Raw genomic sequence first — 16023 nt, 5'->3', positions numbered from 1 at the left:
AAAGGCTAGAATAACGACACGTAAGCCGGTGACGCGTCATCCCGACGATGACAACCAGCTCACGAACAAAAAGTGGGGATAAGATAAATTTTCTTCAGAGGGAAGTAAAACCCCGTGTGCGCTCATTGCGCAAAATCACGGTAAATTGACTGAATTTCTTCCTGGAAGAAGCCGCGATAGAGCAGATAACGCTGCACTTTGGCTTTCTCTTTCCAGTCGGTTGGCAACGCATCGCCAAATTTTCGCTGCGCCACCTGTTTTGCCTGTTCGCACCAGTCGATATCGCAATCCGCCAGCGCGTCCTGCACCAGCGCTTTGTCGACGCCCTTTTGCATCAGTTCGCTGCGGATGCGTTGCGCACCGTAACCTTTACGGCTGCGGCTACCGATGTAGCTGTGAGCGAAACGCTTATCGTCCAGCCAGTTATGCTGGTAACAGTAGGCGATAACCTGCTCGATCAGCGCAGGATCCACCGGCTCTTCAACCACCGGCGGTGATGCCGGCGCATGTGGCCCCTTGCTGCCAAAACGGGCTTTCGCCACAAACGGCTGCGCCGCAAGTTTGCGGCGCAGTTCAGCTTCACTATGATCGCGTTGCGACAGCAGGCGCATGGCGCGGCTTAGCAAGTCATTCATCATTCAAGCCTGAATTTATGGGATATGCGCCACACGAACGGCGGCGCACATCTTCAGCGATTAGAACTGCTCGCTGGTTTCCGCTTCGTCGTCTTCGAAGTCGTCACCGGAAGCGGCCACCAGCTCACCGCCGCTGTGCAGCAGCAAATCGCGCAGCTTCTTATCCAGCTCGGCGGCGATAGCCGGGTTTTCTTTCAGGAAGTTACAGGCATTCGCCTTGCCCTGACCGATTTTCTCGCCGTTATAGCTGTACCAGGCGCCGGCTTTTTCGATCATCTTGTGCTTCACGCCCAGATCGACCAGCTCGCCACGGCTGTTGATGCCTTCGCCGTACATGATTTGGAATTCAGCCTGTTTGAACGGCGCAGCGATTTTGTTCTTCACCACTTTCACGCGGGTTTCGCTGCCCACCACTTCGTCGCCCTCTTTAATGGCACCGATGCGGCGGATATCCAGACGCACCGAAGCGTAGAACTTCAGGGCGTTACCGCCGGTCGTGGTTTCCGGGTTGCCGAACATCACACCAATTTTCATACGGATCTGGTTAATGAAGATCAGCAGGGTATTGGCGTTTTTCAAGTTGCCGGCCAGCTTACGCATCGCCTGGCTCATCATGCGCGCCGCCAGACCCATGTGCGAATCGCCGATTTCACCTTCGATTTCCGCCTTCGGCGTCAGCGCCGCCACGGAGTCGACGATGATGACGTCAACCGCGCCGGAGCGGGTCAGCGCATCACAGATTTCCAGCGCCTGCTCGCCGGTGTCCGGCTGGGAGCACAGCAGGTTGTCGATATCGACGCCCAGCTTTTTCGCATAGATAGGATCCAGCGCGTGCTCGGCGTCGATGAACGCACAGGTTTTGCCTTCGCGCTGCGCAGCGGCGATCACCTGCAGCGTCAGGGTGGTTTTACCGGAGGATTCCGGGCCGTAGATTTCGACGATGCGGCCCATCGGCAGGCCGCCGGCGCCCAGAGCGATATCGAGTGACAGTGAGCCGGTAGAGATCGTTTCCACGTCCATGGAGCGGTCTTCACCCAGGCGCATGATGGAGCCTTTGCCGAACTGTTTCTCAATCTGGCCCAGTGCCGCAGCTAACGCCTTTTGCTTGTTCTCATCAATAGCCATTTTTGCTCCTTCGTTTCGCAATGCCGGTGTTACCCCACACTGCCACTGAATGTATGTTGTGCAGGAAATGTCACTAATTATACTGTATAGTCATACAGTATCAAGCCTAATTTACAAAAATTCGTCGATGGCGGTTTGCAGCGCGAAAATCGTCGCCTGCAGCCGCACCGCATCGCGATCGCCCTCGAATTGCATCTTGCGCGACAGCCCCCGGCCATCGCTGCCGGCGAAGCCGAACCACACGGTGCCGACCGGCTTTTCCGCGCTGCCGCCGTCCGGGCCGGCGATGCCGCTTACCGAGAGCGCCAGATCGGCCCGCGCCGCACGCAGCGCCCCTATCGCCATCTCGCGCACCACCTCTTCGCTGACCGCGCCGTGCGCCGCCAACGTGGCTTCGCTCACTCCCAGCAGGTCGTGCTTCGCCGCATTGCTGTAGGTGACGAAACCGCGATCGAAATAGGCGGAGCTCCCCGCGATATCGGTAATGGCCTTGGCGATGCCGCCGCCGGTGCAGGATTCCGCGCAGGTGATCCAGCGGCCCTGAGCCTTCAGTTTTTCCCCCGCCAGCACGCTGAGCCGGCGCAGTTGGTTTTCACTCATAACCCCTCCCTCGCGAATTCAGGTATATGCGCCCGATAGTAGCATTTATCAAGGCGGCGCGACGTCTGGCGCGCAGAAATGCGCAGCGCCTCGCAGGAGGTGCGGTTTTAAGCGCCCGGCCAAGCTGCTAGTATCAAAAGAAGCGCCCCAGCGAGCGGCGGCGCACCAGCACAAGGAACATCACGGAGGCGGCACGCTGCGGCGGCGGCCTCAGGGCGCACCAGAAGAGATTAGGATGATAGCGTGAAAAAAACGTTGGGCGTATTCTTGCCGTTGTACACCACCACCCTGCTGCTGCTGTTGGGCTCGGGCCTGCTCACCACCTACGTCTCGCTGCGGCTGGCCTCCATCCACGTCAGCAGCGCGCTGATCGGCGCCATCATCGCCGCCAACTACATCGGGTTGGTGATCGGCGGCAAGGTCGGCCACTTTCTCATCGCCCGCGTCGGGCATATCCGCGCCTACGTGGCCTGCGCCGGCATCATTACCGCCGCGGTGCTGGGGCACGGCCTGACGGCGTTCATTCCCGCCTGGGTTGCGCTGCGCCTGGTGATCGGGCTGTGCATGATGTGTCAGTTCATGGTGCTGGAAAGCTGGCTGAACGACCAGGCGGAATCCAACCAGCGCGGCATGGTGTTCGGTTTCTATATGGCGGCAACCTATCTCGGCATGTCGCTGGGCCAGATCGTGCTGATGCTGCAAAGCAATCTGGGTATCACCACGCTGCTGGTGATCGCACTGTGCTTCGCGCTCTGCCTGGTGCCGATCGCTCTCACCACCCGCACCAATGCGCGCCACATGTCGCCGGCGCCGATGGAACTGCGTTACTTTGTCGGCGCAATTCCCAAGGTGCTGGCCACCACGCTGGTGATCGGCATGGTGGTAGGTTCGTTTTACGGCCTGGCGCCGGTCTACGCCAGCCTGCAATCCTTAAGCACGCAGCAAACCGGCCTGTTCATGGCGCTGGCCATCTTCGCCGGGCTGGTGGCGCAATTCCCGCTCAGTTGGCTGTCGGATCGCTATAACCGCCCCTTGCTGATGCGCCTCAACGCCATTTTTCTGATCGTGGCGGCGTTGCCGCTGGCGCTGCTGCCGCACATCGATTTCCCGCTGCTGCTGGCGGTGGGGTTCGTCGTCAGCATGCTGCAGTTTACGCTCTACCCGCTGGTGGTGGCATTGGCCAACGATCTGATCGAGCCGGAGCGTCGCGTCTCGCTGGCCGCCTGCCTGCTGATGGCGTTCGGCGTCGGCGCCAGCATCGGGCCGCTGGCGGTCGGCGCGCTGATCGAGCCGCTTGGCGGCAATATCCTGTACGCCTTCTTCGCCCTGTGCGGCGTGCTGCTGGCGGCCCTCAGCCGCACGGCGAAAGCGGAGGAGCCGCAGCTGGCGCAGGACGCGCCGGTGCCGCACATTCCGCTGCCGGACAGCCTCGCCAGCTCGCCGCTGTCGCCTGCGCTCAATCCGACCTTTGATGAGCAGATCATTCACGACACCATGCCGCCGCCGGAAGCGGCGCCCGATGTCGACGAGCCGCAGCCTGAAGAACAGGAAGCAGAGCCCTTGCCTCAGGGCGCCGATCCGCAAGAGGACACCGGCCTGAAAAAGGCGCACGCCATGCTGTAAACGGCGCGGAGCTACAGATCCAGGAAAGAGCCCAGCAGAAAACCGCGTTCGGCGATCGCCGCTTTCAGCGTCGGCGCGGTCAACACATCCAGCTCGACGAGGCGCGGGTGGCAGTATTTGCTCTGCAGGATCGTCGCGTCGAGGAACGCCGGGTGGCACATCATTTCCAATGACTCGGCGCCCAGCTCGTCAGCGCGCGCCAACCGCTGCAGGAACAAGGCTTCGGAAATCGTTTCGCCGTAGAATCCCGCGTCAAACGCGTCGGTGCTGCAGGGCGTCTGCAACGCAATATCGCGCCGTTTCGCCTCTTCGCGATCGAGGCGCAGCGGCAGACCCTGCGCCTGCGCAAACGCCTCCACCAGCGGGTAAATCTGCGGCTGCATATGTACATGGTGGTGGCTGTCGATGTGCGTCGGCGGCCTGCCGAACAGCGTCACAAACCGCGCGAACTGGCGCTGCAGCTCCTCCTGGATCTCGTCCAGCTGCAGCTCGCCGGCCTCGACGCGGCGCCACAGCCATTTGCCCAATTCGCCATGCTCGTTGACCAGCGAAGGCATGGCGCCCAGCGGCCTGCCATGGGTCAAAACGAAATGCAGCCCGATCGGCAGCCCCGGATATTGCCGGCTGAGCGCCGCCGCGTGCTGTGCGCCGCCGCCGTTCACCATCGCCGTGGTAGAGGAAACGACGCCATGCTGATACGCCTCGATAACACCGTAGTTTTGCCCCTTGCTCAGGCCGAAGTCATCGGCATTCACGATCAGTAGTTTTTCCATAGTGGCTCCCGCGGGATGAATTTTTGGCAAGGGAAGCCCGACCGACCGGCGCGGCATTCCCCTTCGCTAAGGTAAAAATCGAATGATTAACCGGCCGGCGGCCTGAAGCTCATCGGCATATCGGCGTTGATACTGATCGGGAGCGGCCCTAAAGAGGGCCGTAGCACTTTTTTCGGTAGTTGCCTGGGGTCACATCGGTGAGCCGCTTGAAGTTTTTAATGAACAGGCTGACATCGCCATAGCCGGAATCGAAGGCGATATCGGAAACCGAATAGTTGGTGACCTCCAGCTGCGTCTTGGCGAAGTTGATGCGGATCTCATTGATCACCTGCATCGGCGTCTTGTGGTAGTAACGCCGCATCGCCCGGGTCAGATATTCCTGGGTTTTCCCCGACAGCGCCACCATGTTAGCCAACGCCCTTTCACCGAACATCGCCTTGTCATGCATGCCGGCCAGGGTGTTCTTCAGCCACTGCGGGATATCATCGCCGCCATCGTTTTCTTCTTTATGGTGACGAATACGGCTGATCACATAGAAGGTCAGCGTTTCGAGAAATTCGGCGAAGTCGTCCTCGCGAAACTGCGGCGAACTCACCACCGATTCGATATAGGCCAAAAACTCGTTTCTCAGGCTGTAGGCCTGCGAGGCGACGAAGCAGCGCGGCAACTGCTGCAAATAGTGCTCTTCAAAGAACGCTTTGCTGACCGCCACGTTGAAGATTTTCGTCGCGCCGAACTCGTAAAAGCTCTGGTGGTAGGAGCCGATGGGGATAAAGACGAAATCCCCGCGCTCCAGCAGCACCCGCTTGCCGTTGATCTCCTGATAGCATTTGCCGCTCAGCACGATGGTGAACTCGTAATAGTCGTGCTGATGCAGCCCGGTGGCGCTTTCCACCTTGTTGTAGATAAACAGGTGAAAATCTTTGCAGTTAAAAAAATCCTGCTCGCGAATCAGCTTCACGTCGTTGGCACTCAGCGAAATTCGGTTGTCGGACACGGCGCCGGCCTCCCGTTAGTCAAATCCGTTGCGTCTGGCCGCCTCGGCAAACCAGTAGCCGCTTTTCTTGATGGTGCGGCGCTGATCCGCCCGATCCAGCCGCACCAGCCCATAACGATTCTTGTAGGCGTTCAGCCAGGACCAGCAGTCGATAAAGGTCCACAGATGATAGCCTTTGCACTGCGAGCCTTCCGCCAGCGCGCGATGCAGCCACTTCAGGTGCTCGCGAATAAAGTCGATGCGGTAATCGTCCTCCACCCGCCCATCGGCGCCGATAAACGCCTCTTCGCCCTCAACGCCCATGCCGTTTTCCGAAATATAACAAGGCAGGTTGCCGTAGTTCTCTTTCAGATCCATCAGGATGTCGTACAGCCCCTTTTCGTAGATCTCCCAGCCGCGGTGCGGATTGATTTTGCGGCCCGGCATTGCATAGTAACTGAACAAATCCTCCGGCGATGCGATCGGCCCCTCGGCACGACGCCCCTCTTTCGCCTGCACCCTGCGCGGCTGGTAATAGTTTACGCCGAGGATGTCCACCACGCCGCCTTCAATCAGCGGCGCATCCTGTGGCTCGCAGCAGGGCATCAGCCCATGCCGCTCCAGCAGCTGCAGCAACGCCGCCGGATAACGCCCTTTGGCGACCGGATCGAGGAAACTGCGGTTGAGCAGCAGATCGGCGTCGTGCGCGGCCTGCCGATCCTCCGGCGCGTCGGAACGCGGATAGGTCGGGCTCAGATTCAGAATGATGCCGATGCTCCCCGGCAGCTCCCGCGCTCTGAAACGCTGCACCGCCATGGCGTGCGCCAGTACGCTGTGATACGCCACGGTGACCGCCCGTTTGAAATCCACCACGCAAGGGTAATGCAGGTCATTCAGATAACCGGCCTCCACCGGCACGATCGGCTCGTTGAAGGTGAACCAGTGGGTGACCCGATCGCCAAACAGGCCGAAGCAGATATCGGCGTAACGCGCATAGGCTTCGACCACCGCCCGGCTTTCCCAGCCGCCGCGCTGCTGCATGCACAGCGGCATATCGAAGTGGTAGAGATTGATAAACGGTGTGATGCCCTGCGCCAGCAGCTCGTCGATCATCGCGTTATAGAACGCCACCGCCTGCGGGTTCACCTCGCCGTCACCGTCCGGGATCAGCCGCGACCACGAGATAGACGTTCTGAAGGTATTATGGCCCAGCGTTTTGAGCAGCCCGATATCGGTGCGGAAATGGTCGTAAAAGGTCGAGGCCTCAGCCGGCCCCACCCGATCGTGAAAGCGCTCGGGCGCGATCTCGTACCAATAGTCGAAGATGTTGCGGCTCTTGCCGTCGCGCGCGGCCGCCCCTTCAGACTGCGGCGCGGAGGTGGCGCTGCCCCACCAAAACCCGTCGGCAAATTGATATTCCATACTCGCGTCCCTCGCAGGGCGGCCGCGCCGCCCCGTTCCACAGTTAGAATTTCAGCGCCTTGGCGATGTCTTCTTCGCTTTCCGTCGCCGCGTCGATCTGGCTCTGCGCCTTGTTGGAGATCGCCACGAACGGCAGATAAATCACGGTGGCGACCGCCAGGTTAAACAGGCTCAACAACATGGCCATGATGCTGCCGTTGGTGTTGAAGAACGCCCCCAGGCCGACCGGCATGGTCCAGGGCGCGATGTTGGTGATAGGCGGGATCAGCCCGGAGTAATAAGCCAGCGAGGTGATGATGGTCAGCACCGGCTGCACCAGGATGAACGGAATGAACATCACCGGGTTCATGATCACCGGCAGGCCAAACAGAATCGGTTCGTTGATCTGAAAAATGCCGGACGGCGTCGCCAGCTTGGCGACCTGGCGGTAATCCTCGCGGCGCGAGGCGATGAAGATGGCGATGATCAGGCCCAGCGTCGAGCCGGTGCCGCCGAGGTAAATGTAGGAGTCGACGAACGGCTTCGCCCACATGTGGAACTCTTTCCCGGCGGCCATCGCCGCTTCGACCGAACCGTATTTGTTGTACAGCTCCACGTTTTCGAGTGCGAACGGCGTCATGATGCCGCTGTCCAGCGCCGCCAGCGCCATGGAGCCGTGCACCCCAAAGAACCACAGCAGCGAGGAGAACAGCACGTACACCCAGCCCACCACGCTGCCCATCTTGGCCAACGGCGCCGAAATGCCGTCCATGATGATCTGGTGGAAGTTGGTGCCCCAATGCGCCAGCGCGAACGCCACCAGCCCCATGATGGAGAGGATGATGAAACCGGGGATCAGCGCCGAGAAGGAACGCGACACCGAAGCCGGCACGCTGTCCGGCAGGCTGATCACCCAGTTGCGCCGCACGATGAAAGCAAACATCTCGGCCACCACCAGCCCGATCAGCATACCGGAAATGATGTTGGCGCCGCCCAGCCAGTTGGCGCCCACCGCATAGGCCTCGCCGACGTTGAACGGCGTGACGGTCATAAAGGCCGCCACCGCCAGCAGCGCCGAGGCGAGCGGATCGACCTTGCGCTCTTCGGCCAACGCCATGCTGATAAAGAACGGCGTCATCAGGGACATGATCCCCAGCGTGCCGTTGTACACGCTGCCGCCAATGCTCTTCAGGCTATTGAGCGTCTCGATGGTGGAGGCGTCCAGGCGCACGCCCAGCGAATAGAAGAACGATCCTTCGCCGAAGCTCAGGAACACGTTGTTGATCAACACGAACATCGCCCCGGTCAAGGTCAGCGGCATCAGGCGGATAAAGCCGTTCTTGATGGCGTTGACGTGGGGCTGCTTGCCGATTTTTACGGCGAAAGGCAGGATAACCTTCTCGAGCGAGGCAATGAGGGTATTCACGGCGGCCTCCTGTTATTGGTTGGCTTTCTTGATGGCGGCCACCGCGGCCTTCAGCACGCCCAGCCCATCGACCTTGCCGTACAGCAGCGGATCGATGACTTCAACGGGTTTGTTGGGCAGCTGTTTTTGCACTTCCGGCAAGGTGTAGGCAATCTGCGGCCCCAGCAGGATCAGATCCGCTTCAACGCCTTTCTCCGCAGCCAGCGCTTCCGGGTAGGCGGCGATGATCACCGGCACTTCGTATTTCTCGGCCTGCGCCTTCATTTTTGAAACCAACAGGGAAGTGGACATACCGGCAGAACAAAACAGATAGATTTTTTTCTTTTCCATACCAAGCACCTCAGATAATCAAAAAAACCCCGTGTTATTTGTATGCCAGATGCAATCACGATTGCTTCACGCACATTCCTTATGAAAATTTCCGTCACGTTGCCCTGGTTGCAGACAGTATACGGAGCATGAAAAACGGATCGGTAAGCCAGGGGAGAGAATAACCGTCTCTCCTTGACCTGATGGCTTGACCCCCTTCACATTTCGCATAAAAAAATAGTGTGACCGGGTTCTCAAATAACCGATATAAACTCAGAATATTCGTAATAAATACTCAAATAACAATTATAAACAGATAGTTATAAACACGCCGAGAATTTAAGGGTTTATTTGCGCCTGAACAAACGAAAAGGGAATAAAAATAGTTCAAGCTTGATTCGCCTGCTGCTCTCCGAACGCGATGGCAGGCGAAGAGGATTAAGTGGGCAGACGCAGCAACTCGATCACCGTGGCCAGCGCCACGGAATGGTTCCTGCGGTTGGGGTAATAGAGGTAAAAACCGGGAAACGGCGCGCACCAGTCGGCCAACACTCGCCGCAGCCGCCCGCTCGCGAGGTGTTCTTCCACCTCCTGCTCGATGGCGAAGGCGATGCCGACGTGCGCCAGCGCCGCCTGCAGCAGCAGCCTGGCGTCATCCACGATCAGCGGGCTGTTAACCGCCACGGTAAATCGCTGCTCGCCCTGCTGAAATGCCCATTTGTAGCGCTCGCCCGAAGAGGCCTTGCGCCAACCGATGCAGCGGTGCTGCAGCAAATCCTGCGGGTGCGTCGGTTCGCCGTGCCGTTGAAAATAGTCCGGCGTGGCGACGATGGCAAAACGCAGATCCGGCGTCAGACGCACCGCGCGCATATCGTTGTGCAGATCCTCGCCGAGCCGAATACCGGCGTCAAAGCCTTGCTCGACGATGTTGGCGAACCCTTCGTCCGCCACCACCTCCAGCGTAATGCCGGGATATTCGCTGGCCAACCGCCCCAGATGCGGCACGATGGCGAGATCGATCGCCGAACGCGGCGCGTTGATGCGCACCAGGCCGCGCGGCCCTTCGCGAAACGCATTCAGGCTCTCCAGCGCGGCGTCGATGTCGGTAAAGGCCGGCACCAGCTGTGCCAACAGATGCTCACCGGCCTCCGTCGGCGAAACGTTGCGGGTGGTGCGGTTCAGCAGGCGAATGCCCACCTGCGCTTCCAGTTCGCGCAGGGTGTGGGTCAGCGTCGGCGGCGTCACGCCCAATCGGGCGGCGGCGCGGCGGAAGCTGCGTTCACTGGCGATAGCCACGAAGGCCGCCAGGCCGGACAATTCGGGTTTCTTCATGCTATTAATATAAATTATCTAATAGTGAGATGAATTTTTAGCGGATAGTTATCCGTTACCTAACAACATAGCATTACGATCGAACCCATTACCAGGTATCGATGCGATGATTAATGCTACAGCTCCAACTCATGAAACGCCGCGCCGTCTGGCGGACAAAGTCGTGCTGGTGAGCGGCGGCGGCACAGGCATCGGCCGCGCCGCCGCGCTGGCCTATGCCCGCGAAGGCGCCAAAGTGGCGCTGGCCGGCCGACGCGCGGCGGAAATCGAAGCCACGGCGCGCGACATCGCGCTCGCCGGCGGCGACGCCCTGCCCATCGTGGCCGACGTCTCCCAGGAAAACGACATCCGCAGGCTGCTCGCCACGGTGACCGCCCACTACGGCCGGCTCGACGTCGCCTTCAACAACGCCGGCATCATCGGCAACTTCGCCCCCATCACCGAACAGAGCAGCGAGGATTTTGACCGGGTGATCGCCATTAACCTCAGAGGCGTCTGGCTGGCGATGAAATACGAGATTGAAACCTTTCTGGCACAGCGCTCGGGCGGCGTGATCGTTAACACCTCCTCTTGGCTGACCCACGGCGCGCTGGCCGGTTCATCCAGCTACTCCGCCAGCAAAGGCGCGCTCGATGCAATGATCCGCGCGGTGGCGCTCGAATACAGCGGCCAGGGCATCCGCGTCAACAACATCAACCCCGGCATCATCGACACGCCGATGGCGCGCGGCAGCGTGGCCGACAGCGCGGCGTTCGCGCCCTTTATCGCACACACGCCCGCCGGCCGCCTGGGCGAATCGGAAGACATCGGCGATGTGGCGCTGTGGCTGGCGACGGACGAAGCCCGCTTCATCACCGGCCAAAGCCTGCTGGTGGACGGCGGTTACACCATCGCCGGCATGCGCTGAGGAGACGACGCCATGAACTACGTTCGGCTTGGCGACAGCGGCCTGAAGGTGTCCCGCCTCTGCCTGGGCGGCATGACCTACGGCGATCCGGCCTGGCGCCCCTGGGTGCTGAAGGAGGATGAAGCGCGCCCCTTTATCCGCGAGGCGCTGGAAGCGGGCATCAACTTTTTCGATACCGCCAACATTTACTCCGGCGGAGAAAGCGAGCGCATTCTCGGCCGCGCGCTGAAGGCGTTCGCCCGTCGAGAAGACGTGGTGATCGCCACCAAGGCTTACTTTCCGATGGACGCGCAGCCGAACAGCCGGGGGCTGTCGCGCAAGCACCTGCTGCACAGCATTGACGCCTCCTTGCAGCGGTTGGGAACGGATTACCTCGATCTGTTCGTGCTGCACCGCTTCGACACCGAAACGCCGATCGAAGAAACCGCCGACACCCTCGATGGCCTGGTGCGGGCGGGCAAGATCCGCTATCTCGGCGCGTCTTCACTGCACGCCTGGCGCCTGATGAAAATGCTGGCCTTTCAACGTCAGCACCGCCTGGCGCCGTTTATTTCGTTGCAAAGCCAATACAACCTGGTGACGCGTGAAGACGAAGAGGAACTGATCCCGCTGTGCCTGGAGGAAGGTCTTGGCCTGACGCCCTGGTCGCCGCTGGCCCGCGGCGTGCTGGCTGGCTCCGGCAGTGGCGGCACGCTGCGTGCCGCCACCGACGAGCAGGCCCCCCGTTGGTACGGCGGCAGAAACGAGGTCGAACGCACCGTCGCTGCGGTAGCTGAGGTGGCGGCCGCGCGCGGCGTTCCCCCGGCGCAGATTGCGCTGGCCTGGCTGTTGGCCAAACCCGGCGTGGCATCGCCGCTGGTGGGCATGTCCAAGCCACACCATCTGCAGGATGCACTGGCGGCGCTAGACCTCAGGCTATCGCAAGAAGACGTGGCCGCGCTGGAGGCGCCAATGGCGCACGCTACCCGCCCCGAACGTTGGTAGCCCCTTTTCCTTCATTCCAGGAGAGAAACATGGCATACGCTGTGACCGCGCGAGCGGCGTTATTCACCCTCGCTACTGCACTCACCCTTAGCGCGCCGGCGCAGGCCGCCATCGATGCACACTGTACGGAAAGCAGTATGACGCTGCCGCCCGGCGCGCTTTACCCCAACGGCATCGCCCGCGCGGCGGACGGCACGCTGTATGTCGGCCTGATCACCAGCGGCAACGTGCTGCGCAAACGGCCGGGTAAAGCGTGGGAAACCTTTTTCCCCGGCGCTGACACGGTGTTCGCCTCAAACGCGCTGCGGCTGGACGAACGGCGCGGGCTGCTGTGGGGCAATTCGCCGGACTTCCTCTCCGGCGGCAAAACGCGCGCCAACCGCATCTACGCGCTGAACGTCGCGGATGGCACGCTCAACCGCAGCCTGGCGCTGCCGGCGGGAGAAATGGGCAACGATATCGTGCTCGGCGCAGACGGTACGGTGTACGTGACGGAAACCCGCGGCGGCGGCATCCTGCGCCTGCGGCCGGGCGAAGCGGCATTCAGTACGCTGTATCAGGATCCACGCTTAGCGGCCCCCAGCGGGCTGGGCGCCGCCGGGATCGTGCTGCTCGACGACCGGCTGATGGCAGTCGCCAATTTCGGCACCGGTAAGCTCTACACCTTCCGCTATAACGATCCAAAGCCGCAGCTGACGGAAATGCAGCTGCCGCGCCTGATTGAAAACCCGGACGGGATGGGGTTGGCACCGGACGGCGCGCTGATCGTGCTGGAAAACGGGATCCAGAGCGGCCAGGGGCGGATCCTGCGGATCCCGTCTCCCAAGGCGGCAGGCATGCACCGGATTGAGGTCTTGCGCGAAGGCATGGAATCGCCGGTCAATCTGACTATCACCCCACAAGGCTGCGCCTTCGTCAGCGAATCGCGCATTCGCCACCGCCTGCTGCCCGGCCATGAATCCGAAGTGCCCGACAGCTTCCGTCTCTATCAACTGCCCCTGCCCCTCACCGCCGCGCAATAAACTCCACGCCGCCTCAGCGGGCGGCGACTTGCGTTGTTGCCCGCAGGCGAACGACAATCTCGCTTCGTTACAACTCCTCCTTGCGCAGCGCTTCCCATTTTTACCTGTGACAGCCGATTGCCCGCTGGGCTAGTATAAGCGTCTGTGCAAACCTCGGGTTTGAGCGCGCCGTTTGGCGTTTTGATGATTTGATTTGCGCCGCCCGCCAAGCGCTGAATGGGGCGGCGCCTGCTGAAACAATGTGATAGCGAATGACGACAATGAAAATCACAGTTCCCTTTACATTCAATGGATTGGAAAAATAATCGCATGAATAGCACCGATAAACTCGATTCGCATACGCCGATGATGCAGCAGTACCTGCGCCTCAAGGCCCAGCATCCTGAAATCCTGCTGTTCTACCGCATGGGCGACTTCTACGAGCTGTTTTACGACGACGCCAAGCGCGCTTCCCAGCTGCTGGATATCTCGCTGACCAAACGCGGCGCCTCGGCGGGTGAACCGATCCCGATGGCCGGCGTGCCGCACCACGCGGTAGAGAACTACCTGGCCAAGCTGGTGCAGCTCGGCGAGTCCGTCGCCATCTGCGAGCAGATCGGCGATCCGGCCACCAGTAAAGGGCCGGTCGAGCGCAAAGTGGTACGTATCGTCACGCCCGGCACCATCACCGACGAAGCGCTGCTGCAAGAGCGCCAGGACAACCTGCTGGCGGCGATCTGGCAGGACGCGCGCGGCTTCGGCTACGCCACGCTGGACGTGAGCTCCGGCCGCTTTCGCGTCGCCGAGCCGCAGGATCTGGAAACCATGGCCGCCGAGCTGCAGCGCACCAATCCGGCCGAGCTGCTCTACCCGGAAACCTTCGAACAAATGGCGCTGATCGAACAGCGCCACGGCCTGCGCCGCCGCCCGCTGTGGGAATTCGAGCTTGAGACCGCGCGTCAGCAGCTCAACCTGCAGTTCGGCACCCGCGATTTGACCGGTTTCGGCGTCGAACAGGCGCACCAGGCGCTGCGCGCCGCCGGCTGCCTGCTGCAGTACGTCAAAGATACCCAGCGCACTTCGCTGCCGCACATTCGCGGCATCACCATGGAGCGCCAGCAGGACGGCATCATCATGGACGCCGCCACCCGCCGCAACCTGGAACTGACGCAGAGCCTGTCCGGCGGCAGCGACAACACGCTGGCGGCGATCCTCGATCGCACGGTCACGCCGATGGGCAGCCGCATGCTGAAACGCTGGCTGCACATGCCGACCCGCGATATCAAGGTTCTCACTGCCCGCCAACAGGCGATCGGCGCATTGCAGGAGCTGTTCACCGATCTGCAGCCTTCGCTGCGTCAGGTGGGCGATCAGGAGCGAATTTTGGCGCGTCTGGCGCTGCGCACCGCCCGGCCGCGCGATCTGGCGCGCATGCGTCATGCTTTCCAGCAACTGCCGGACATCCGCGCGCTGCTGCAAGATGTGGAAACGCCACACGTGCAGCAGCTGCTGTCGCAGGTAGGGCAGTTCGACGAGCTGCGCGAGCTGCTGGAACGCGCGGTCATTGAATCCCCGCCGGTGCTGGTGCGCGACGGCGGCGTGATCGCCCCCGGTTACAACAGCGAGCTGGACGAGTGGCGCGCACTGGCCGACGGCGCCAGCGATTACCTCGATCGGCTGGAGATCCGCGAGCGTGAAAAGCTGGGGCTGGATACGCTCAAGGTCGGCTTCAACGGCGTACACGGCTACTACATTCAGGTCAGCCGCGGCCAAAGCCACCTGGTGCCGATCCACTATGTGCGCCGTCAGACGCTGAAAAACGCCGAGCGCTACATCATCCCGGAATTGAAAGAGTACGAAGACAAAGTGCTCACCTCCAAGGGCAAAGCGCTGGCGATCGAGAAAAGCCTGTACGACGAGTTGTTCGATCTGTTGCTGCCACACCTGGCGGAACTGCAGCAAAGCGCCGCCGCACTGGCCGAACTGGACGTGCTGGCCAACCTGGCCGAGCGCGCCGATACCCTGAACTACGCTTGCCCGACCATGAGCGAGCAGCCGGGGATCCGCATTACCGAAGGCCGTCACCCGGTGGTGGAGCAGGTGCTGAGCGAGCCGTTTATCTCCAACCCGCTCACCCTGTCGCCACAGCGCCGTATGCTGATCATTACCGGCCCGAACATGGGCGGTAAAAGCACTTATATGCGGCAAACGGCGCTGATCGTGCTGATGGCGCACATCGGCAGTTACGTGCCGGCCACCAAGGCCACCATCGGCCCGGTGGATCGCATCTTCACCCGCGTCGGCGCGGCGGACGATCTGGCTTCCGGCCGCTCCACCTTCATGGTGGAGATGACCGAAACCGCCAACATCCTGCACAACGCCACCGAGCATAGCCTGGTGTTGATGGATGAAATCGGCCGCGGCACCTCCACCTACGACGGCCTGTCGCTGGCCTGGGCCTGCGCCGAGAACCTGGCCAACCGCATCAAGGCGATGACGCTGTTCGCCACCCACTACTTCGAGCTGACGACCCTGCCGGAGAAAATGGAAGGCGTGGTCAACGTGCATCTGGACGCGCTCGAACATGGCGATACCATCGCCTTCATGCACAGCGTGCAGGACGGTGCCGCCAGCAAAAGCTATGGCCTGGCGGTCGCCGCATTGGCCGGCGTACCGCGCGACGTCATCAAGCGCGCCCGCCAGAAGCTGCGCGAGCTGGAGTCTATCTCCAGCCACACCGCCTCGGGCAGCGTCGATGCCACCCAGATGACGCTGCTGCAGGAAGAAACCTCGCCGGCGGTTGAAGCCCTGGAAGCGCTGGATCCGGATTCCCTGTCGCCGCGCCAGGCGCTGGAATGGATCTACCGGCTGAAAAATATGGTGTAGTCTGGCGCCAAACGCGGGCATAAAAAAACGGTGAGCCTGACGCTC

Annotated in this window: 14 protein-coding genes; 5 read left to right on the top strand and 9 right to left on the bottom strand. The window is 61.3% G+C overall.

Annotated elements, in window-relative coordinates; translation table 11 throughout:
- Positions 1-122 precede the first annotated feature (122 nt).
- The 3 genes from recX to pncC form a co-directional block, all read right to left on the bottom strand.
- On the bottom strand, positions 123-635 hold the full coding sequence (recX, locus tag ACJ8IM_RS11110; protein WP_033649272.1) for a recombination regulator RecX: 513 nt from the start codon (positions 633-635) through the stop codon (positions 123-125).
- Positions 636-695: 60 nt separating this feature from the next.
- Positions 696-1760, bottom strand: a complete 1065-nt coding sequence (gene recA, locus ACJ8IM_RS11105) for a recombinase RecA (protein WP_004932541.1) — start codon at positions 1758-1760, stop codon at positions 696-698.
- A gap of 111 nt (positions 1761-1871) precedes the next feature.
- Complete coding sequence (pncC, locus tag ACJ8IM_RS11100; RefSeq protein WP_033649270.1) at positions 1872-2360, bottom strand: nicotinamide-nucleotide amidase; 489 nt, start codon at positions 2358-2360, stop codon at positions 1872-1874.
- A gap of 243 nt (positions 2361-2603) precedes the next feature.
- Here pncC and ACJ8IM_RS11095 point away from each other — a divergent pair, with 243 nt between their 5' ends.
- Positions 2604-3983 carry an MFS transporter gene (locus ACJ8IM_RS11095; protein WP_033652953.1) on the top strand — a complete coding sequence of 460 codons (1380 nt, stop codon included), beginning with the start codon at positions 2604-2606 and terminating at the stop codon, positions 3981-3983.
- 11 nt (positions 3984-3994) lie between these two features.
- On the opposite strand, the gene chbG is transcribed toward ACJ8IM_RS11095, so the two are convergent.
- The 6 genes from chbG to ACJ8IM_RS11065 form a co-directional block, all read right to left on the bottom strand.
- Positions 3995-4756, bottom strand: a complete 762-nt coding sequence (gene chbG / locus ACJ8IM_RS11090) for a chitin disaccharide deacetylase (protein ID WP_033652951.1) — start codon at positions 4754-4756, stop codon at positions 3995-3997.
- Between the two features lie 148 nt (positions 4757-4904).
- A complete protein-coding gene (gene chbR, locus ACJ8IM_RS11085) occupies positions 4905-5753 on the bottom strand; it encodes a transcriptional regulator ChbR (protein WP_033637170.1) in 849 nt (282 codons plus the stop codon).
- A gap of 15 nt (positions 5754-5768) precedes the next feature.
- Positions 5769-7154 carry a glycoside hydrolase family 1 protein gene (locus ACJ8IM_RS11080; RefSeq protein ID WP_033652950.1) on the bottom strand — a complete coding sequence of 462 codons (1386 nt, stop codon included), beginning with the start codon at positions 7152-7154 and terminating at the stop codon, positions 5769-5771.
- 43 nt (positions 7155-7197) lie between these two features.
- The gene (chbC, locus tag ACJ8IM_RS11075) at positions 7198-8559 is read right to left on the bottom strand and encodes a PTS N,N'-diacetylchitobiose transporter subunit IIC (protein ID WP_033652948.1); all 1362 of its coding nucleotides are present in this window, start codon (positions 8557-8559) and stop codon (positions 7198-7200) included.
- Between the two features lie 12 nt (positions 8560-8571).
- Positions 8572-8889, bottom strand: coding sequence for a PTS sugar transporter subunit IIB (locus ACJ8IM_RS11070; RefSeq protein ID WP_004932561.1), 318 nt, complete (start codon positions 8887-8889; stop codon positions 8572-8574).
- A gap of 417 nt (positions 8890-9306) precedes the next feature.
- Positions 9307-10200, bottom strand: a complete 894-nt coding sequence (locus tag ACJ8IM_RS11065; protein ID WP_033652946.1) for a LysR family transcriptional regulator — start codon at positions 10198-10200, stop codon at positions 9307-9309.
- 106 nt (positions 10201-10306) lie between these two features.
- Between ACJ8IM_RS11065 and ACJ8IM_RS11060 the strand changes: the two genes are divergently transcribed.
- The 4 genes from ACJ8IM_RS11060 to mutS all read left to right on the top strand — a co-directional run bounded on the left by ACJ8IM_RS11060 (position 10307) and on the right by mutS (position 15978).
- On the top strand, positions 10307-11107 hold the full coding sequence (locus tag ACJ8IM_RS11060; protein WP_051917591.1) for an SDR family NAD(P)-dependent oxidoreductase: 801 nt from the start codon (positions 10307-10309) through the stop codon (positions 11105-11107).
- Between the two features lie 12 nt (positions 11108-11119).
- Positions 11120-12091: an aldo/keto reductase gene (locus ACJ8IM_RS11055; RefSeq protein WP_033652943.1), complete on the top strand. Its 972-nt coding sequence runs from the start codon at positions 11120-11122 to the stop codon at positions 12089-12091.
- 29 nt (positions 12092-12120) lie between these two features.
- Positions 12121-13113 carry a Vgb family protein gene (locus tag ACJ8IM_RS11050; RefSeq protein WP_033652942.1) on the top strand — a complete coding sequence of 331 codons (993 nt, stop codon included), beginning with the start codon at positions 12121-12123 and terminating at the stop codon, positions 13111-13113.
- A gap of 309 nt (positions 13114-13422) precedes the next feature.
- Positions 13423-15978, top strand: coding sequence for a DNA mismatch repair protein MutS (mutS, locus tag ACJ8IM_RS11045; protein ID WP_033652988.1), 2556 nt, complete (start codon positions 13423-13425; stop codon positions 15976-15978).
- Positions 15979-16023: the final 45 nt, after the last annotated feature.

This window comes from Serratia sp. CY33525, assembly GCF_052169115.1.
In the GTDB taxonomy this organism is placed as follows: Bacteria; Pseudomonadota; Gammaproteobacteria; order Enterobacterales; family Enterobacteriaceae; genus Serratia; species Serratia sarumanii.
This window is presented reverse-complemented; position numbering and strand designations above follow the sequence as displayed.